Annotated in this window: 16 protein-coding genes; 5 read left to right on the top strand and 11 right to left on the bottom strand. The window is 55.7% G+C overall.

All coding sequences use genetic code 11. The annotated features are described in order from the left end of the window. Nucleotides 1-26 precede the first annotated feature (26 nt). From AXG89_RS24185 to AXG89_RS24170, 3 genes are all read right to left on the bottom strand, one after another. Nucleotides 27-860, bottom strand: a complete 834-nt coding sequence (locus AXG89_RS24185) for an aldolase/citrate lyase family protein (RefSeq protein WP_062174074.1) — start codon at nucleotides 858-860, stop codon at nucleotides 27-29. A gap of 121 nt (nucleotides 861-981) precedes the next feature. Further along, entirely contained in the window at nucleotides 982-1911 is a 930-nt protein-coding gene (locus AXG89_RS24180) for a LysR substrate-binding domain-containing protein (RefSeq protein WP_062173301.1), read from the bottom strand. Nucleotides 1912-2260: 349 nt separating this feature from the next. Beyond that, nucleotides 2261-3181: a LysR family transcriptional regulator gene (locus AXG89_RS24170; RefSeq protein WP_062173297.1), complete on the bottom strand. Its 921-nt coding sequence runs from the start codon at nucleotides 3179-3181 to the stop codon at nucleotides 2261-2263. A 198-nt stretch (nucleotides 3182-3379) separates the two neighbouring features. On the opposite strand from AXG89_RS24170, the gene AXG89_RS24165 reads away from it, so the two are divergent. Both AXG89_RS24165 and AXG89_RS24160 read left to right on the top strand, forming a co-directional pair. Next, entirely contained in the window at nucleotides 3380-4552 is a 1173-nt protein-coding gene (locus tag AXG89_RS24165; RefSeq protein WP_062173295.1) for a CaiB/BaiF CoA transferase family protein, read from the top strand. 424 nt (nucleotides 4553-4976) lie between these two features. After that, nucleotides 4977-6344: an MFS transporter gene (locus AXG89_RS24160; RefSeq protein WP_236873543.1), complete on the top strand. Its 1368-nt coding sequence runs from the start codon at nucleotides 4977-4979 to the stop codon at nucleotides 6342-6344. 520 nt (nucleotides 6345-6864) lie between these two features. Here AXG89_RS24160 and AXG89_RS24155 read toward each other — a convergent pair. The 7 genes from AXG89_RS24155 to AXG89_RS24130 all read right to left on the bottom strand — a co-directional run bounded on the left by AXG89_RS24155 (nucleotide 6865) and on the right by AXG89_RS24130 (nucleotide 14006). After that, on the bottom strand, nucleotides 6865-7905 hold the full coding sequence (locus AXG89_RS24155; protein WP_062173291.1) for an alpha/beta fold hydrolase: 1041 nt from the start codon (nucleotides 7903-7905) through the stop codon (nucleotides 6865-6867). 255 nt (nucleotides 7906-8160) lie between these two features. Continuing rightward, complete coding sequence (locus tag AXG89_RS24150; protein ID WP_062173289.1) at nucleotides 8161-9276, bottom strand: NADH:flavin oxidoreductase; 1116 nt, start codon at nucleotides 9274-9276, stop codon at nucleotides 8161-8163. Between the two features lie 228 nt (nucleotides 9277-9504). Beyond that, on the bottom strand, nucleotides 9505-10548 hold the full coding sequence (locus AXG89_RS24145) for an AraC family transcriptional regulator (protein ID WP_062173287.1): 1044 nt from the start codon (nucleotides 10546-10548) through the stop codon (nucleotides 9505-9507). Next, nucleotides 10549-11436 carry an oxidoreductase gene (locus tag AXG89_RS24140; RefSeq protein ID WP_062173285.1) on the bottom strand — a complete coding sequence of 296 codons (888 nt, stop codon included), beginning with the start codon at nucleotides 11434-11436 and terminating at the stop codon, nucleotides 10549-10551. Between the two features lie 206 nt (nucleotides 11437-11642). Continuing rightward, nucleotides 11643-12020, bottom strand: a complete 378-nt coding sequence (locus AXG89_RS44375; protein WP_335671986.1) for a hypothetical protein — start codon at nucleotides 12018-12020, stop codon at nucleotides 11643-11645. Beyond that, nucleotides 12017-12661, bottom strand: a complete 645-nt coding sequence (locus AXG89_RS44370) for a hypothetical protein (protein WP_335671985.1) — start codon at nucleotides 12659-12661, stop codon at nucleotides 12017-12019. Before AXG89_RS44370 ends, AXG89_RS44375 begins: the two co-directional genes overlap by 4 nt. A 544-nt stretch (nucleotides 12662-13205) precedes the next feature. After that, a complete protein-coding gene (locus tag AXG89_RS24130) occupies nucleotides 13206-14006 on the bottom strand; it encodes a class I SAM-dependent methyltransferase (protein ID WP_236873542.1) in 801 nt (266 codons plus the stop codon). Between the two features lie 607 nt (nucleotides 14007-14613). Here AXG89_RS24130 and AXG89_RS24125 point away from each other — a divergent pair. From AXG89_RS24125 to AXG89_RS24115, 3 genes are all read left to right on the top strand, one after another. Next, a complete protein-coding gene (locus tag AXG89_RS24125; RefSeq protein WP_062173283.1) occupies nucleotides 14614-16065 on the top strand; it encodes a catalase in 1452 nt (483 codons plus the stop codon). Between the two features lie 109 nt (nucleotides 16066-16174). Further along, on the top strand, nucleotides 16175-16963 hold the full coding sequence (locus AXG89_RS24120) for an SDR family NAD(P)-dependent oxidoreductase (RefSeq protein ID WP_205583093.1): 789 nt from the start codon (nucleotides 16175-16177) through the stop codon (nucleotides 16961-16963). A gap of 323 nt (nucleotides 16964-17286) precedes the next feature. Next, a complete protein-coding gene (locus AXG89_RS24115; protein WP_062173279.1) occupies nucleotides 17287-18120 on the top strand; it encodes an oxidoreductase in 834 nt (277 codons plus the stop codon). Nucleotides 18121-18276: 156 nt separating this feature from the next. Here AXG89_RS24115 and AXG89_RS24110 read toward each other — a convergent pair whose 3' ends face one another. Then, the gene (locus AXG89_RS24110; RefSeq protein WP_062173277.1) at nucleotides 18277-18675 is read right to left on the bottom strand and encodes a winged helix-turn-helix transcriptional regulator; all 399 of its coding nucleotides are present in this window, start codon (nucleotides 18673-18675) and stop codon (nucleotides 18277-18279) included. Nucleotides 18676-18723 lie beyond the last annotated feature (48 nt).

Below are 18723 nucleotides of genomic sequence, written 5' to 3'. Positions count from 1 at the left end.
TGATTCTCCTTAAGTGGGTGGGGTGTTTAGGCGGCGGCAAGTATTTCGCGCGCTTCTCGGGCAATAGCTTCGTCTACCATGCGACCGTCGACGACTGCCGCGCCCTGATCGTTCGCTTCTAGCACGCGCTTGGCCCACGCAATGCGATCCCCGGAAGGTGTGAACGCACGGGTGATAGACTCAATATGCGACGGATGGATCGCGGCCTTTCCTCGAAAGCCGTTAGTGACGGCGAACGTTAAATCGGCCTTGAGCAGGTCGACATCGTGGATGGCAAAACAGGGCGCATCAATCGCGCTAATCCCGGCTTGCGCGCATGCCGCCGCGATCCGGACACGAGCCACCTGCAGCGCGAGCGCTTCAGGCTGAGCGCGGACATCGGATGCGAAATCTGCTGCGCCGAACATCAATGCGGTCACGCTTGGTGCAGCCTGCGCAATCGCACTAACGGCAGACAAGCCTCGCGCCGATTCGATCAAAGGAACGAGCGCGGCAGAGCGGTTTGCTTCCGCTAAAAGAGCCGCGATCTGTACCACTTGCTCTTCCGATTCAATCTTTGGCAACAAGATGAATTGCGGCATGCGGGAGCTATCAAGTAGCGTGGCAAGATCATCCAGTCCAAACCGCGTTGCGGTTGAATTGATCCGAACGGCAAAGGCAGGAAATGATTCGTCGGCAGGCGCGTTGAGCAGCGCGCGCAGATTGTTTCGTGCCGTACGTTTGTCGGCGGGCGAAACAGAATCTTCAAGATCAAAGATCGATATGTCGGTGTGACTTTTTGCAGCGCTCAGCAGCCGGTCGGGCTGGGTTCCTGGCGTAAAAAGCCAACTGCGCTGGCGAACAACAGAATGATTCGGCATGACGTTGGGCACCTTGTTGAGTGATTCGATGCCCTGATTTTCTTCGTCATGCACTGCGCCGACAATGCGGCATTTTTGGTGTCAGCCTTCGGAAATGTAGAAGGCTGGCCAAGAGGACCATCTACTCACCAAGAGAAGCTGGCTTGTGCGCCTTCAAACCGTTGCCTTGTTTGGTCAAATGATCGAGAAGCTTTCGCGCAAACGTAGGAAGCGCATCACGTTCGCTGACGCATACACGCATCTCGCGCACCGCCCATTCGTCGCGCAGACGCAGCGTCCGGATGCTCATGGTGCGTTTGCAACGGCGAGCGGTGGATTCAGGCACAACAGAGACGCCCACCCCATTTTCGACCAGCCGACAAATAGTGTCGAAGCTTCGTAACTGAATTCTTTGGCGGATCCGCTTATGCAGCAGCCGAGCGTGACCCTCCAGGTAGATCTGGATAGATGCATCGGCGCCGTAGCCCACGAAATCGTGTTGGATCAGCTGTTCAAACGCGATATCCCGCATACCGTCGAACGCACTTGCTGATGCAGGAACTACTGCACAAAGCCGATCTGACGCGAACGGGAATGCCTGCAACCCGCTCATATTCGCGGTCGACGCGACGATTCCTATATCCGCCACGCCGTCCATTAACGCTTCGACGATTTCATGGCTCAGGCGCTCTTCGACCTCTATGTTGACATTTGGATTGTCGGCGAGGAACTGGCTCACTGGCGTGGGTAAGAACTCAATGAGCGCATTGGTGTTTGCCAGCAGCCGCACGGTACCTTTGAGTCCGTGCGCGAACTGACCAAGATCGTCGGTCAGGCGTTGCATCGATGCGAGCGTCACTCGCGCATGGCGCAGCAGCGTACGGCCGGCGTCGGTTGGTGTAACTCCCAGGCGCTCGCGCAAAAGAAGGGGCACGCCGACCGCCTCTTCCATCTGTTTGATTCGCCCGCTTGCTGAGCCTAGGGCGAGATTGGCGCGCGTAGCGCCATGCGTGATACTCCCCGCCTCGGCGACAGCGACGAACAAGCGTAAATCCGCGACATCGAAGCGCATCTAGAGCCTCCTGAACAGGGTTACATGCAGCGGCACGCGTCAGTGCCGCACGAGCGTCGTCAACTCGCAATGCAACACGTGCTTCTGTCTTGCAAATCCGCTCATTTTCCACGCAGTAACAACATGTAAGCGATGCGAGGGGCTCTCGACGCATCCCGCAAACGCCCCCTTGTCGAGCAGGCGTCGCGTGGTGGTTTCGAAAAGCGGCCAAGCGATTGCAATCTGCGCGAAATCACCAAGACGGATCCAATTAGATTTTACGTGCGATGCGGACCGCAACACGATCGGGGCTACGGTAATCTCGTGTGCCAGGATAGGCCTACCCGGACCTTGACCACCGCAGTTCCCGTCAGTGCGCATGTGTAGCCGGCGTACGTGAACCGTCAGCACCGCTACATAAGACTTCGATCAACTTATCCCGAAAGACGTTCTTCTCATTAGGATGTCGCTGCACGCATACGCGAAGGTCTCGTTTAGACCAAGGCTCGATCAAGTCCACCACGGCAAGCTGCCCTTGGTCTGATGGTTCGATAGCCGAGCGCGGCACGATGCCAATGCCGGCCCCGGAGGAGACCAGACGCGCGATCGCCCGATAGCCTGAAACCTGCACCCGGACGTCGAGGCGGCCGCCAAGCGCCGTGGCATGACTCATTAGGAACGTGTGCAGTGCAGCGCCTGACTGCAGACTAATAAACGGTTGTCCGAGGCACTCCGCGAAACTCGCCGTTGTGTTCAGCTCGAGCGAATGGTCGATCGGCGTAAGTAGGACGAGCTGATCCTCGCGATAAGGAAGAAAGTCCAGATTCGGATACCCCGTCTCAAGCGCTACTACACCAAGGTCGGCGCGGCCGGCCGCGACGGCTACAACGATATCGTGGCTCAGACGCTCCTCCATTGTTATCCGCACGCTCGGATGCAGCGCGAAGAACCGGGCAAGGTCGTGCGGCAGATGGGAACTGATCGCATTGTTGTTGGCAAAAACCGTCACGTGGCCAGTCAGGCCCTGCGCAAAGGGAAGTAGGTCAGCCCGCATTTGCTCAAGTTGCGCCAGACACCGCCGCGCATGCTCCATCAAAACATGGCCGGCGCCCGTTAGGCTCACTCCGCGGGCCTGACGCGTAAGCAACGGCACACCCACCGCATTTTCCAGATTTCTTATCCGCAAGCTCACTGATGACGGTGCAAGGTGACACCGTTCGGCTCCGCGCGAAACGTTGCCTTCTTCAGCGACCGCGAGAAAGACCTTTAAATCTGTCAGATCGTAGGGCATACCGTTCGGCCACGTCGAATTTTGCAAAGTGTATCGCAACTGAGGCCTTCAAATAAAAGGCACTTGAATGGCGCTTTTTTATTGTTGCATCGCGTCATTTCGTCATTCGCGAACGCAACGTTCGAAAAAGCTCGCTGTATCCGGAACCTTAATTTATCGATACTCGATTCAGTACATCGACAGACTCTGGAGACAACAATGCGCGTCATCGAAAACGAAGCTCTGCTGGCTAAGCCATTTGCGGGCTTGGTCGTAGTGTCGATTGAACAGGCGCTGGCTGCACCCCTCTGCACAGGGCGGCTTGCAGAGATGGGCGCACGCGTGATTAAAATCGAGCGTGCCGAAGGCGATTTTGCGCGTGGTTACGACCAAGCTGCGAAAGGAACCTCGTCTTACTTTGTCTGGACGAACCGTGGCAAAGAGTCGCTCGTGATGGATTTTAAACAGCCCGACGACGCGGAGCTTTTGCACCGTATCTTGACCAACGCAGACGTGTTTGTGCAAAACCTCGCGCCCGGGGCACTCTCACGCGCTGGCTTTGACAGCGCCTCGCTCCGTAAGCGGTATCCACGCCTTATTACCTGCGACATTACCGGCTACGGCAACGATAACGACGCCAGCGGCCAAAAGGCATATGACCTGCTGGTCCAGTGCGAGAGCGGCCTCGCAAGTATCAGTGGCTCCCCGGAGGCTTGCGGCCGTATCGGCGTGTCCATCTGCGACATCGGTGCGGGCATGAACGCCGCCATCGCCGTGCTTTCCGCACTTGCGCTACGCGAGCGTACCGGCCGCGGCTCGGGCGTATCGGTGTCCCTGTTTGATGGTGCGGCAGACTGGATGACGATTCCCTATCTGCATGAAGTTTATGGCGATGGGGCGCCGACCCGCCAGGGACTAAAGCATCCATCGATCGCACCGTACGGGTCGTTTTCCACCCGCGACGGGCATGACATCGTTATCAGCATTCAGAACGAGCGGGAGTGGCAGCGCTTTTGCGAAGCATTCCTGCAGCAGCCCGAGACTGCGTTGGATCGGCGCTTTGCATCGAATACCGAAAGGGTTCGAAACCGCGATGCGCTGGACCGCTTAATTGCAGATACCTTCGCGAGCCTTGACTTGAGCGAAACACTGGAGCGCCTGTCGTCGTCCAACACTGCATATGGTCAGGTACGTTCGGTCCGGGGAATGTCCGAACACCCTGCACTTCGCACCTGGCCTATGTCCGTTGACGACTCGGAAATTCAAATGATTGCCCCGCCCGTGCGTGCGCCATGGGATGAGCAACGGTTCGCCCGCGCGCCGGCCATCGGGGAGCATAGCGAGGCCCTCCGCGCCGAATTCGCAGTGCTAAAAACCAAAGCAATGTCATGAGTTAATTCGATCACTTGCACGGACGGATCGGCAGATCAGTTGCCGATGGCGACTTACTGTCGTCGCACCGTGCGCGCTTGATGGTCGCCGCACTCGGTCATCCTCAGTCGGATTTCAAGGGCGGCATACCACTACGACCGCCACTTTGGCGCTGGCTTTGTTTGCTCGACAGGCGAACGCCGCTGGCCCTCAGTCGCGACGTACACCCAGGTCGCAGCGGCTTCCTGGCACCCGTCGCACGTTAAGGACGGCCGCTTACCCATTTCTCGACCTAGGCGTTCAACCCGCCCACTCCAGCAAGAGAACACGATCAACGCCGCGTCAGACGGCGACCAGCTTGTGCAATGGGTCAGATTGCGCAGCCGCGCGCTTTCGTAGCGTGCGGAGGCGAAATTCTGAGCGACATCGCACCAAGCGATACACGATGGTTACGTTGAATATCAGGAGACAAAACATGAACCCAAGCCAATCTGCGCTGCTTGACGACACGATTGAGAGCTTATCTGCCTCAAAGCGCGTACAACGACGCGCGGCAATCGCCAGTGTCATCGGTACGACCATCGAATGGTACGACTTTTTTATTTACGGTACTGCTGCAGCGCTCGTATTTCCTTCTCTGTTTTTCTCATACGGCGGATCCGATGGCCTGATGGAGTCATTCGCTACAATTTTTGTAGGCTTTTTATCACGTCCATTAGGAGGCGCGCTCTTCGGCCATCTGGGTGATCGAGTCGGCCGTAAATCCACTCTTGTCGCCACCCTTACGCTGATGGGCGTCGCCACGGTGCTAGTCGGTTGTTTGCCGACAGAAAAAGTGGTCGGACCTGCTGCAGGATGGCTGTTGATTGGGCTTCGCTTCCTGCAAGGCATCGGGGTCGGAGGCGAATGGGGGGGTGCCGTTCTGCTTTCGATGGAATCACATCATGGAAAGCGGCGGAGTTTCATGGCATCGTTGCCGAACGTCGGCGTTCCGCTCGGCCTCGTGATCTCAGTCCTTGTCTGGAGCGCCTGCAGTCATCTGGCCGGTTCAGCGCTGCTGGAAAACGGCTGGCGGCTCCCCTTCATTGCGAGTGCGGTGCTGCTGATGTTCGGACTGCTTATTCGCGTCGGCGTTCCCGAAACGCGCGACTTCATCGAAGCCAACAGGTCGGCCGATCGCACGAAGAGTCCGCTCGGGGAAGCAATTCGCACCGAGTGGCGCGCCATTCTCCTCTCGGCGCTCATCCGTCCGGGTGAGCAGGCCGCTTTTTACACGCTCACTACGTTTGCGGTGCTGTACGGATCAAAGCATCTGGCGCTCGGTCGGGACCTTATGCTGAACGCCGTATTAATCGCCGCCCTGGTCGCTTGCTTCGCGTTACCGTTCTTCGGTTATGTCGCCGACCGCATTGGCCGTCGGCGGACTTACATGTCAGCCGCGATCTGCATGATGTTGTTCGCATTTCCCTACTTCGCATTACTCAACACGCGGCTGCCGCTCGCAGTGATTGGAGGCACCGTCTTCGTAATGGTCATCCACGCGGCACTATACGGCTCGCAGGCCGCCTACATAGCTGAGTCATTCCCCGCTCATATTCGTTACAGCGGAGCATCGCTGGGATATCAAGGAGCATCTATTATCGCGGGAGGCCCGGCGCCGTTGGTCTCTCTGTGGTTGTTCCAGACGTTCCACTCGGGATACGCCGTTGCGGCTTATCTTGCCGCTATGTCCCTTGTCAGCATTTGCGCATCCTTCTTCCTTGGGCGGCCGAAACCCGCTGCCGTTCCGGATGGACTGCGCACGAATGTGTAGGTAAGCTTACGAGTCAGCAGCACTTGACGGAATCGTTTCTCGTTCTCCCTAGCGATCGACCAGATCGCTTTTCCAAGAAATCAATACAGACCCTATCTTGGAAGACGTGGTTCGCATCGGCAACAAAGGGACAACGCTTGCATGCCGCCAATGGCATTCAAAGGTCCCACGCCTGCGCCATAGCAAAACGCAACAGAGTCGTGAGCACCAATCCGCGTCCAAAGTGACCAATTCAAAAGCAAGGGATATTCACATGGTCCTCGATAGATGAGCCGCTAGCCCGCATTCACTAGATAGGTGTAAGCCTTGGACAAAAATCTGTTTTTATATAATGTTTTTTGTTCTGTAGTTAGGTCTGCGGCATTCGCCACGTTGGCCGTATGGGGGGCATCTAGAGGTTCCATGCTTGCGACTGTCGCTAGCGGCGCTGTCTTTTTCCTGTTCTGGATGTCTCTTCCTTGCCGGCAATGATCCAAATTAGGCCGCCATCCGAAATCGCGCGCATGGCTTCGGCTACGACTCATACGCTTGCCGGGAGCTTCCTCGTCAAGAAGTAGTCGATCATTGCGGCGATCTCGGGGCTGTGCGTTTCGAGTGCGAAGTGTCCTGTGTCAAGAAAATGCACCTCGGCATCGGGAATGTCCCGCTTATAAGCCGTCGCGCCTGGCGGAATGAACGAGGGATCATTTTTCCCCCAAACCGCAAGGAGCGGCGGCCGATGGGTTCGAAAGTATTTCTGGAAGCTTGGATAGAGGGCGACGTTACTACGATAGTCAAGTATCAAATCGAGCTGGATCTCCTCTGCGCCCGGACGCCCCATGTAGGCGATGTCTAAGGTGTAACCGTCGGGTGACATCAACGACGGGTCGGCTCCGCGCAGGTATTGAAAATTCTTGATCGTGTCAGCTGAAAGCGAGCCGCGGCAAGCCTCTCGATTTGCGGGCGTCGGGGCGCGCCAATAGGTTTGCCAGTCGCCCCATGTGTCGCTCAGGCCTTCGATGTAAGCATTTCCATTTTGACTGATTATCGCTGTCACGCGCTCCGGATGCGCCATCGCAAGCCTGAAGCCGGTCGGCGCGCCGTAATCGAACGCGTAGATCGCGTATTTTTTTAGCCCCAGTGCAACTGTAAATCCGTCGATAACCTTTGCCAAATTATCGAATGTGTAATTGAACTCGCCGCGCGGCGGTGCTTTGGTGTTGCCAAAGCCAGGGAGGTCTGGAGCAATTAGCCGATATCGCTTCGACAGTTCGAGCATCAGGTCACGGAACAGGTGACTTGCTGTTGGGAACCCGTGCAGAAGTAAAATAACGGGCGCGTCCTTCGGACCGGCTTCTCGATAAAATACCTCGACATCCCCAACTGTCTGGGTACCGTATGTTGTCTTGCTGCTTCCATTTGACGTCCTGCGGTCTTGCTTCCCGGCGCCAGTTGAGCCAGATTCATCTGCGGTGGATAAAACCGGCGCAATAGCGCCAATCAAGCCAATTCCAACTGCGACAAGCGTCCTTCGAAGAGAAAGATTGGGAAGAATCTCGTTCTGCATGTGGGTTTTTTTCATAGCTACCTCTTTATGTAAAGACGTAATGAGCCATACACAGGAACCGAAGGATCTCGTGCGGCGAAATGCGGAGGATATTTGACGGCTCACGATGTCGCACCCAAGATGACCCGTTCTATATATCTATGGGCGGATCATCTGGGCGGTGGGCTGTCATGCTGAACTTCAACTAATTGGGCGCCCTTTCCTTCAATGATCAATCGAAGGAAAGGGCCGTAACTTCTCCGACTTGTGAAAGGTGCGGATCATGCAACATCAGCTCAGTGTGTCTAGCGCCGCCGCGGAGAATGGACGGAGCTCACTAGACCGCTCTTCCCGAATCTTTGCTAGCCACTGCGGGTCATTTGCTAATGCGCGGCCGACTGCGACCAGGTCGAACTCCTTATGCAGCAGTCTTTCGCTCAGCGCCTCTAGACTCGCGAGGTTTGAACGATGCGAGTGACTATCGCCGGTTTTGGAATTGAACAACGTATCGAGGAAGTCGGGACCATCGAGACCGACTGAACCGACGGTAATAGTCGGAAGCCCGCTGAGCTTTTTTATCCATCCCGCGAGGTTAAGATCCGATCCCGCAAACTCAGGTTCCCAGAATCGGCGGGTCGATGCGTGCAACAGGTCAACACCCGCGTCCGCCAAGGGTCCGAGCCATTCTTCCAACTCGACAGCTGTAGCCGCCAATCTGCTGTCGTAGTCTTGAACCCGCCATTGCGATAGACGAAAGGAAATGACGAACTCGGAACCGACCTCCCTTCGAATAGCTTTAATGATTTCTGCCGCCAGCCGCCCTCGATTTTTGACACTCGCGCCGTATTGATCTTCGCGGCGGTTAGTCTTTTCCCAAAAAAATTGATCGATCAGGTAACCGTGTGCGCCATGGACCTCGACGGCGTCGAAACCAATGTCTTTGGCCGTTCTCGCAGCCTTCGAAAATGCCAAGACTGTGTCTTGCAAGTCTTCATCGTTCATTGGCTTGCCTGCGCCGCTTACAGCAGAAGGACCTTCGCTGATTGCGTCGGGATGCGGACCGGCACCCGCTTCGCGCATCAGTCCAAGATGCCATAGCTGTGGTGCGATCTTTCCTCCCGCCTCATGAACCTGCCTGACCACTTCGCGCCAACCTTCGATGCTCGCCGAATCGTGCAGATTTGGGATACTGGAATGATTTGACGCCGCGGGACGGTCTATCGTCGTACCCTCTGTAATAATTAATCCAACGCCGCCTTCCGCGCGCCGGCGATAGTACGCCGCGACGTCGGCGCCCGGAATCCCACCAGGACTTTTTCGACGCGTCATTGGTGCCATAACCACCCTATTGTTGGTTGTCAGGCTTTTAAGTTTAAAGGGTTGGAATAATGGCGAAAATGGTTTCATAATATTCGGTTCGCTGACGCAAACGGCAAATTGAATTAGGAGAGGATTGGGGGCGTCCAGGAGTTTATGTCCATTCGTTTCTTGAATCAAATAAATACACATTTTGTTTTTTGAACGAGATGTCCCAACGATGGAACGGTTCCCGTCACAACTGCGATAATTTGAGTCCACTTGGCGAAACAAAAGTCGTTTAGGACGAGCATTCACTACCATCCGTTCTCGGTAGTCTTATAGAGAAATCGTGGACGGGGCGCTAGTTTTCAGCGCACGCCAGCGGTTAGGCGTGACTCCCTCCCATTGATTGAATATGCGAGAAAACGAATTCAGCTCTTCGAAGCCTAGGAACCAGGCTATCTCGCCCAGATCAAGATTGGTATTTTCCAGCAACCGATGGGCAACGCGCTGCCTGATCCCATCAAGCCGTTCTTGATAGTGGGTCCCATTTTGAGTGAGTCGCCGTTGCAGCGTTCGCGGGCTGATCGAGAGTTCAGCAGCAAGCGTTTCAACACTCGGACGTTGTCCGCGCATTCCGCGAAGAAGCGCCGCGTCCACCTGACCATCGAACGTTTGATTTTTAGAAACGGATGCGAGCTCCGCGTCTAGGCCCGGTACAAGTTCGTGAACCATGCGTTCATCGTGCGTAATAAAAGGTGTCCTCATATCAGCCGATGAGAAGATGAGCGCATCTATAGGCGCATCGAAACGTATGTCGCATTTGAAATGCCGTGCGAGTTGCGCTTGACGCTTGGTCCGGCGAGCCAGCTCGATCCGCTTAGGAGCGATTGCACCACCTGAAGCCCTCCCTGCCAACTTGACGGTGGACGCAAAAATGGCGTCGACAAGCAAATCCGGCGCGAAAGCGTCTGCAAGAAGCCAATGAAACGTAACGGCAGCTTCGCCACCTGTCACGTCGACCCGGACGTCCTCCGGACACGTGAGACGTTTGTAGCGCGAGAGCTTCTTGAACGCGTCTGCCAGGTCCTTTGAATGAAGCGCGCACGTTGACGCTAGATCAAGTTTGCCATCAAACGCATGGCTACCGATACGGATGCCGATTTCTTCGTCTCCGGCAACCTCACCAATGGCTGACCATACAGCAAAAAACAGCCGTGTATCAAGGTGCAGCGTGCCTATCGACGTTGTCGGCCGCGGCACGCCGGCCCTTTCGAGCACACGAACAACATTGACCCCAATGGCGTCCAGGCGCGTTAGAAGCGCTACGCTTATAGGCACGGTTTCGGATTGAACGCGCACATTGGGTGTCGGTGTCATTTAGGCCGCCTTCTCTTCAGTCGAGCCAATTTTTTTAAGCAACGATACGAGCGACTCGATATCCGCGTCGTCAGCGTCGGTCGAGAGACTTAGGTCGTTCCACTGCGCGTCTCCTGCGGCTTGAGCCTTATTCACCATGCTTGCGATCATGACTGCATCCGTTCCTAACAACAGTCGCAAAGGCGGCTCGTCAATACCCGCGATCTTCAAGATCGCAAGCGCGGCCTTTTTCGGGTCCCCTATCGGCTTGACCAGTTCACGGAAGGCTAGAAAGGCACCGATGGACTCCCGATACGCCTCTCCTGGTTGCACAACCGACATTGACGAGCCGGCCCAATCTGTACGGAAGCCACCAGGCTCCACGATCGTGACTTTGATCCCAAGCGGTTTGACCTCTTTCGCCAACACTTCAGAGAAACCCTCTACCGCCCACTTTGCTGACTGGTAAGCCGAAAGACCCGGTGAGCCGGCACGACCGCCGATAGATGAGATCTGCAGGATATGACCCGCCTGCTGTGCCCGCATGACGGGAATCGCAGCGCGCGTGACATTTGCCACGCCGAAGAAGTTCGTCTCAATCTGAGCGCGGAAGTCGTCTTCATCACCCTCTTCGATCGACGCGACATTGCCGTATCCGGCGTTATTGACCAACACATCGAGCCGACCGAAAGCATCCACGGCTTCCTTTACCGCTGCCCGAGCCGAAACCGAATCGGTAACATCCAACGACACAGCACGCACGCTGTCGCCGTATTTTTCGACAAGTTCCGCAAGATCTGACGGCTTTCGCGCGGTGGCAACGAGCCGATGACCTGCGGCGAGAACCGCTTCTGCCAATGCACGGCCGAGGCCACGTGAACTTCCAGTAATGAGCCAAACTGAAGACATGCGATAACTCCTTTGAGTTGAACCCTGCAGCCGAGGTGGATGCGATGAACAGATCTTAGGAGTGTTATGAAGAGACCTCTAATCTAATCGCGCCAACTTGTCATCAGATCATTCTTCGCTCGAACGGCGGACGGTCAACATCCTCTATGGCTAACATCACGAACCAGGACAACGCAATTGTCTGAACAACGCAGTGCATTTTGCTTTTAGTAACTGCGCGCGTCGCGCGCCAGCTGTGCTGATGTCTTTTCCCTTAAAATCTGACTCGGTGATGCAGGGCTAGACATCAACCTGCCACGAGTCAAGAGCTTCAGTGTCATCACCATCAGAGCACCGACAATCAGGTTTGCAGCGACAAAGAGCACTTCTGCGAGCCATTCAATCACGCCGGTAGAACCTCGCTCGACCAGTCGCATTGCAAGCGTAGGCAACGCCGCAACGCCAAAACTGAAAGACCAATAAGACGCCGTGAACGCTCGGCCGCGAATCCACGGAAGCAGACGCACAAGCAGCAGCGCTTGGTAAAGCCCGTAACCCATCAGCATGTGCGCGAATATGTCAGGAACGCCACTGGTTAAACTCATGTAAGCGACACCCCAACCGCGGCCGGGGCGATCTGAATACCGAGGGTAGGTCGAAGAGCGTCGGGCAAAGAGTCGTAAGCCATAGCGCGGTGAAGCACGAGGGATTCGATTGCGATCCAGAAAAACAAGCCAACGCCGAAAAACAGCATTCCTACTTGGGGTAGCCCAAAAGCGGCCGCAGCAGTCGCCGTAACGAAATTCGGGGCGACGGTCGGCAGATAGATCGCTGGCGTTATGAGCGCTGCCCGACGGCTTCCTTGCCACAATTTCCCATGTAAATAAATTCCAAGTACCACCTGCGCCACCACTGCCATTGCGAAGATGACGGCGGCGATCGTCCGCCCATATGGCAGTAGTGCCATTGACGCCAGCAAACTCGAGACCGGCACCAACGCGGCGAATGAAGACTGCACCGGATTGAGGAGCTCGGAGCGAGCCTCGCGCGTATGGCGTAGCCACTTGTAACTGTAGCGTGCCAATGCAAACAACCAAAGCGCAATACCAATCGCGCTCAGTGCCACCGCAAAGTCAGCGGGTAATCGCCAGACACGGACAGCGACGTCCCAGGCGTTTGCGCTTGCCAGTACGCCTACCACTATGCCGAAGAAAGCCACCGGCATTTGGACGCGATCTTCGCTCATCTCTCAGCTCCAACAGTATTTGTTTTCATCACCTGATCCGCCGGAGTGGACCGCGAAGACATTAAAGCAGGTAAGTCGTTAAGTTTCTCCCCGCCGTGCCCAGGCGCTGAACGGCCGGTCTATATTGACCTTGAAAATAATATATTCGTTGGCCAGCCTGGGTAGACAAACAGTGCTCGGGTCGATACTTGACAAGGCTCAGCATCATGTTTCTTCTTAAAAGCGCGGCGGTCCACAGCAGCGCCGATACGAGCAATTATCCGTGCATCCCGCCCCGAGCGAGTAGTGCAATCGTCTCCATTTACAATGTCATCGTCTCAAAGCCGATCTAACGTTTAATCAGTAAGCGACGGTGCATCGGCTATGTCCGATGCACCGCTCGGCCGCGCGAGTCGAACAGTTACCTGCTCGCCCCAACAGGTTTTGTTCACAGGCATGCCAAGTCCCAAGATACCGGTACCGACTTCTCAAGCGAGGATGGCATGGCATGACATAGACACACGTGCCAAGGCGGGCGACGGCCCGTCCGGCCCGAGCATGCGAGCTACATTGGCACGAGACCACGAACCGCATTGGCTTTCGCGTCACAAACGATCTGGCCGACCTCGTTGGTTCGCATGAGAGTGCGAACGCGCCATCTTAGTAATTCGGCCCTGCTGGAAGCCATCGCGGCCACTGTCTCAGCAAGACCCCCAATCAGCATGCTAGTGCTCCAAAACTCATCGAAGTTGCCGAAGATCCGTTGCACCGAGATCACCCGGGTCTCTACGGACTCGAGGCCAGAGGCGGCCCAAACCCTTTGCAGCGCCTTTAGCCCCGAGACCTCGGCTTGAGGGGGCATCGGTAACTTCACGCTCATACGGGCGAGTTCAGAGCGAATGGGCTCAAACGGGAGCCCGCCACCGGCAATGTCCCATGCGTAAGCAGCAACTAGGCCGCCAGGCCTGACCACACGAGTCATTTCAGCAACCCCTCCAGCGGGGTTCGGGACGAAGAAAATCACAAGAGCCATTACAGCGGCATCGAAGCGGTCATCATCAAATGGCAGCGCCATCGCGTCGGCCTGCTGGAAGACTGCACTACCAACAGCCTTCCGTTTGCGGGCGAAATCTAGTTGGTCTTCAGACTGGTCAATTGCCTGAGTTTCGTGTGGCATACAGCGACTGATCAACGATTCGGTGAAGGCACCGTTACCGCATCCAACATCTATCCACCTCTTCCCATGCGGCAGGGCAAGCCAGTCTAGAAACTCATTGGCGACCAACTGACTCCAGATTCCCATGCCCCGCTCGTATGCGGCTCCGTCGTCAAAACGAATGGGCTGCTCCCCTTTTGACATCGTCATTCAAACCTCCTGATGAAAAGTTGCGTGCGTACCTTACGAAGAATCCGGAAGGTTGGCGTTTGCGTGCTCGTTCCTCTTTTTCCGAGCCTGGCGCCAAGCTGGTGAAAAAGTGTAGCAAAGCGATCGGGATCTCCCAGCGCCGGAGCGTCCTTGCGTTTCGGCAGACCAACGGGTACCAAAAAGCTCGGCCATGTAGCGATGCTAGATTGGCGCGATCGGATTGGTTATCCGTGTGAAATCCTCTTAAAGTCCTTCTAACGCTTCCGGTTCTACTTATCTTAGATGTCTTGACGTGCTTTCGACCGATTCATTTTTAAGCGTTGGTAGTCGTCGTCAATACGGACGTTGAACAAATTGTTTCAGGTCTGGCTAAGCGCAACTTTAAGCCTCAGGCGACGGTTCGTGTGGGGCGATGGCAGGAGTCCACGTATGGTTGGCAGCATTCGCCGTCCGTTGAGCGTTGCGATACTTCGATCTTGATCCGATACTGGATTTCGATCATCTAGTCGTACGTCGCGTGGCCCGCGCCGTTGGAAGCAGCTGCATTTTCTTAAATTGACAGTTTGCGTCGACTCCTGGTCGACGCCACGCCCCTACAGGATCTATTGTGAACAAATTAACTACCGCATTTGGCGCACCAGTTGCGGACAATCAAAACATACGCACCGCGGGGCCGCGCGGTCCGGCGTTATTGGAAGACGTATGGTTTCTGGAAAAGCTCGCGCATTTCGATCGCGAGGTCATTCCCGAACGTCGTATGCATGCAAAAGGATCCGGTGCGTTTGGAACCTTTACCGTGACGCATGACATCACTCAGTACACCAAAGCAAACATTTTTTCTGAAATCGGAAAGACGACCGAGATGTTCACGCGCTTCTCAACCGTTGCAGGTGAACGGGGCGCGGCCGACGCCGAACGCGACATTCGTGGGTTTTCCATGAAGTTCTACACAGAACAAGGCAACTGGGATCTTGTCGGAAACAACACGCCTGTTTTTTTCCTGCGCGATCCGCTGAAGTTCCCCGATCTGAACCACGCAATCAAGCGCGACCCCCGAACCGGTCTGCGAAGCGCCCAAAATAACTGGGATTTCTGGACACAACTTCCTGAAGCGCTCCATCAAGTTACGATAGTCATGAGTGACCGCGGACTTCCCAAAACGTTCCGACACATGCACGGGTTTGGCAGCCACACTTACAGTTTCATCAATGCAGCGAACCGACGCTTTTGGGTGAAATTTCACTTCCGCACGCAGCAAGGCATTTGGAACTTGACGGATGCGCAAGCCGAGAGCGCTGCCGGTAGTGATCGTGAAACGCACCATCGTGACCTGTACGAATCGATCGAACGCAAGGACTTCCCGAGGTGGACGTTGTCGGTCCAGATCATGCCGGAAGACGAAGCGGCTACCTATAATATTAATCCGTTCGATTTGACGAAGGTCTGGCCAAAAAGCGACTATCCGTTGATCGAAGTTGGCTTCATGGAGTTAAACCGCAATCCCGAGAACCATTTCGCTGACGTGGAACAAGCCGCCTTTGCGCCGGCCAATGTGGTTCCAGGCATCAGCTTCTCGCCCGACAAAATGCTGCAGGGGCGTCTTTTCGCATACGGGGACGCTCAACGCTATCGCTTAAGCGTCAATTACCATCAAATCCCAGTGAACGCGCCGCGCGGGGCCCGATACGTTCATAGTTACCATCGCGACGGCTTGATGCGAGTCGATGCGAATATGGGGGGCGCTACGCCGTACGAGCCGAACACTCGAGGCGAATGGCAGGAACAACCCGATTTCCGTGAACCCCCCTTGTCACTTGAGGGAGCGGCTGACCACTGGAATCACCGCGTTGATGACGACTATTACTCCCAGCCCGGCAATTTGTTCCGCAGCATGAGCGCGGAACAACAACAGGCGCTGTTTGACAACACCGCGCGCGCGATGAAAGGCGTGTCGGTACCTGTCAAGGAACTCCATATCAAGCACTGTAAAAGAGCCGACGCGCGATACGGCGAGGGCGTAGCCAGCGCGATCGAAGCGCTGGAAAGCAGGTTGCCCTGAGAAGCTCGCTGCATCTGCGAATACGCTGTATCCCGGCTTGCCGCAACTGAGACATTCGCAATCGAGGCGATTGCGAATGTCTCCCTATCAATCTTTTTTGAGAAATTCGATGACACTTACAACACCATCCACCGTCCTGATCACCGGTGCCTCAAGCGGCATTGGTGCAACCTACGCCGAGCGCTTTGCCAAACGAGGACACAATCTCGTGTTAGTCGCACGCGATCTGGACCGCCTCGAACAGGCAGCCGCGCGCCTACGCAGCGAGCATGGCGTATCGGTCGACGTGCTAAAGGCCGATCTGACTGAGCGCGAAGACCTCGCTCACGTGGAACGCCGCCTTCAAGACGACGATTCGATCGATATTCTTATCAACAACGCGGGTGCTACAGCACCGGGCGGATTTCAAGCGACCACTGTCGATCAGCAAGAGTTTCTGATCCAACTTCACATTACGGCTGTGATGCGCTTGAGCTCGGCGGTGGTAAAGCGATTCGTGGCAAACGGAGCCGGCACTATTGTAAATATCTCTTCAGTGCTCGCGCTCGCACCCGAGTATCCGCTTGGCGTGTATTCGGCGACGAAGGCTTTCGTGCTGACCTATTCCCAGTCGTTGCATGCCGAGTTGGGTTCGCGTGGCGTGTATGTGCAAGCGGTGATGCCCGCAGCCACACGGACTGAAATCTGGGAACGCGCCGGACACAATATTGCTGCGGTTCAGGGGCTCATGGAAGTTGCCGACCTCGTCGACGCTGCCCTGGTCGGGTTCGACCGTCGCGAGTTGATCACAATTCCGCCCTTGCCCGACGCTCAGCAGTGGCTTGACTTTGATGCGGCGCGACAGGCGATGTTGCCTAACTTCGGTCAGGAACACGCAGCCGAGCGTTATCAAAAATGAAGCGCCTTGCAACCCGTCAAACGTACGAACGCTGACATCTTAATGCGCGATGGGCGTGTTGTCTTATAGCGTTCTTGTTTAATCGGCACGTTTGGGAGCACGGGTGCATAGACAAATGCACTCCCCAAGACGATGCCAAAAGAAGATGTCGACGAGTCATGGGTGCGGCGTCGCGGCACACCCTCTCCGGTAAATCCAATTCGACCATCTTGCACGAGGGACTCCCGTCTCAAACGACATCGAGGGTCGATTGGATGCGCTTTTCGCAACTCTTAACAAGGGAGCGTGCGTCGCATCAATACTCACAATAGTTAGGAGTTTTCATGTCCCGTCCAGTCTGGTTGATTACTGGTTGTTCAAGTGGTTTGGGTTACGCTTTAGCCAGCGCAGCGCTCCGCCATGGCAACCGAGTTGTGCTTACTGCTCGTAACACGGTAGCGCTTGAGGGACTACTCAGCGCATATCCTGAAACCGCACTTGTCGCGTCCCTAGATGTTACAAAAGGCAATGATATAGAGCGCGTAGTTCGAGAAGCTGAGGCCCGGTTTGGTGCGATTGATGTCTTGGTGAACAACGCGGGAGTTGGCTATCTGGCGGCTGTTGAAGAAGGAAGCGAAGACGATATCAGATGGCAATTCGATACCAACTTTTTCGGGGCTGCGAACCTGATTCGAGCTGTGTTGCCGGGTATGCGCCGTCATCGTCAAGGTACCATCATCAACATCTCGTCAATGGCGGGTGTGGTCAGCTATGCCGGCATGGGCTATTACGCTGCAAGCAAGTTTGCCTTAGAAGGGCTTACGGAAGCGCTGTGGCAAGAGGTAGAACCACTTGGCATTCGCGTCATGCTTGTTGAACCTGGCGGCTTCAGAACCGGGATTGTACAGCGCAACCGGATGAGCGAGCAGATCGAGGCATATGCTGATACTGCGGGAGCCTTCCGCCAATTTGTTTCGAGCGCCGGCGAGAGCGTCTATCCGGGCGATCCGGAAAAAGCAGCGAAAGTCATCATTGACATGGTTGCGGCCGACAACAAACCGCACCGTTTGATTCTTGGTAGCGACGCCTATCCTGCCATTGTCGCTAGTCTTGACGCACAGCAATCGGAATATGCCGAGTATGAAGCGGTAAGCCGTAGCACCGACTTCAACGGATAGGATCCGGCGAGAGGTCCCGTTTTGTCAGATCAGCCCGACTTCCCTCAGGGGAAGAGTGCGGGTATGCCCAGATCTACCAGCGTGTACCCCAAAATGTTCTAGGCGTTGATCCGCGGGTTCGCACGCCAGGTCGGTGTTGACAATGAATGCCTCGAGCTAGGCAGACTGTCGGCTGTCCCGCTGCTCGAACGTCGAGATCCGCTCGTCATGCGCATTTTGGGCGGCTCGCACCGCGCCCCCGTACGCTGCAGTCCACGCAAGCAAACTGCTGACTGGCTCGTTCAGCGTACGCCCGAGTTCGGTGAACGAGTATTCAACGCCAAGGGGAGCGGTATCGATTACGTGCCGTTTAACGAGTCCATTTCGCTCCAGGCGCCGCAAACACTGGATCAGACTTTTTTGTGAAATGCCCGAGATATCGCGACGTATCGCATTGAAACGCCGGCGCCCTTGGTGATCGCAAAGTGAGCCGAACACCAGAATTGTCCACTTATCACCAAGAAGATCGAGTAAAACCCGATCCTCGCGAAGCGTTATATCGAACAATTTGGACATACGTGCGGTTTCCTCAAGGTGACTTAGTGTCGTCAAGGTGCGTATTTT

Origin of the sequence: Burkholderia sp. PAMC 26561 (assembly GCF_001557535.2) — a bacterium.
GTDB lineage: Bacteria > Pseudomonadota > Gammaproteobacteria > Burkholderiales > Burkholderiaceae > Caballeronia.
This window is presented reverse-complemented; position numbering and strand designations above follow the sequence as displayed.

Coding starts and splice junctions, on each gene's coding strand:
- AXG89_RS24185 (WP_062174074.1), bottom strand. CDS start 860: ATGCCGAATCATTCTGTTGTTCGCCAGCGCAGTTGGCTTTTTACGCCA.
- AXG89_RS24180 (WP_062173301.1), bottom strand. CDS start 1,911: ATGCGCTTCGATGTCGCGGATTTACGCTTGTTCGTCGCTGTCGCCGAG.
- AXG89_RS24170 (WP_062173297.1), bottom strand. CDS start 3,181: ATGCCCTACGATCTGACAGATTTAAAGGTCTTTCTCGCGGTCGCTGAA.
- AXG89_RS24165 (WP_062173295.1), top strand. CDS start 3,380: ATGCGCGTCATCGAAAACGAAGCTCTGCTGGCTAAGCCATTTGCGGGC.
- AXG89_RS24160 (WP_236873543.1), top strand. CDS start 4,977: ATGGTTACGTTGAATATCAGGAGACAAAACATGAACCCAAGCCAATCT.
- AXG89_RS24155 (WP_062173291.1), bottom strand. CDS start 7,905: ATGAAAAAAACCCACATGCAGAACGAGATTCTTCCCAATCTTTCTCTT.
- AXG89_RS24150 (WP_062173289.1), bottom strand. CDS start 9,276: ATGAAACCATTTTCGCCATTATTCCAACCCTTTAAACTTAAAAGCCTG.
- AXG89_RS24145 (WP_062173287.1), bottom strand. CDS start 10,548: ATGACACCGACACCCAATGTGCGCGTTCAATCCGAAACCGTGCCTATA.
- AXG89_RS24140 (WP_062173285.1), bottom strand. CDS start 11,436: ATGTCTTCAGTTTGGCTCATTACTGGAAGTTCACGTGGCCTCGGCCGT.
- AXG89_RS44375 (WP_335671986.1), bottom strand. CDS start 12,020: ATGAGTTTAACCAGTGGCGTTCCTGACATATTCGCGCACATGCTGATG.
- AXG89_RS44370 (WP_335671985.1), bottom strand. CDS start 12,661: ATGAGCGAAGATCGCGTCCAAATGCCGGTGGCTTTCTTCGGCATAGTG.
- AXG89_RS24130 (WP_236873542.1), bottom strand. CDS start 14,006: ATGACGATGTCAAAAGGGGAGCAGCCCATTCGTTTTGACGACGGAGCC.
- AXG89_RS24120 (WP_205583093.1), top strand. CDS start 16,175: ATGACACTTACAACACCATCCACCGTCCTGATCACCGGTGCCTCAAGC.
- AXG89_RS24115 (WP_062173279.1), top strand. CDS start 17,287: ATGTCCCGTCCAGTCTGGTTGATTACTGGTTGTTCAAGTGGTTTGGGT.
- AXG89_RS24110 (WP_062173277.1), bottom strand. CDS start 18,675: ATGTCCAAATTGTTCGATATAACGCTTCGCGAGGATCGGGTTTTACTC.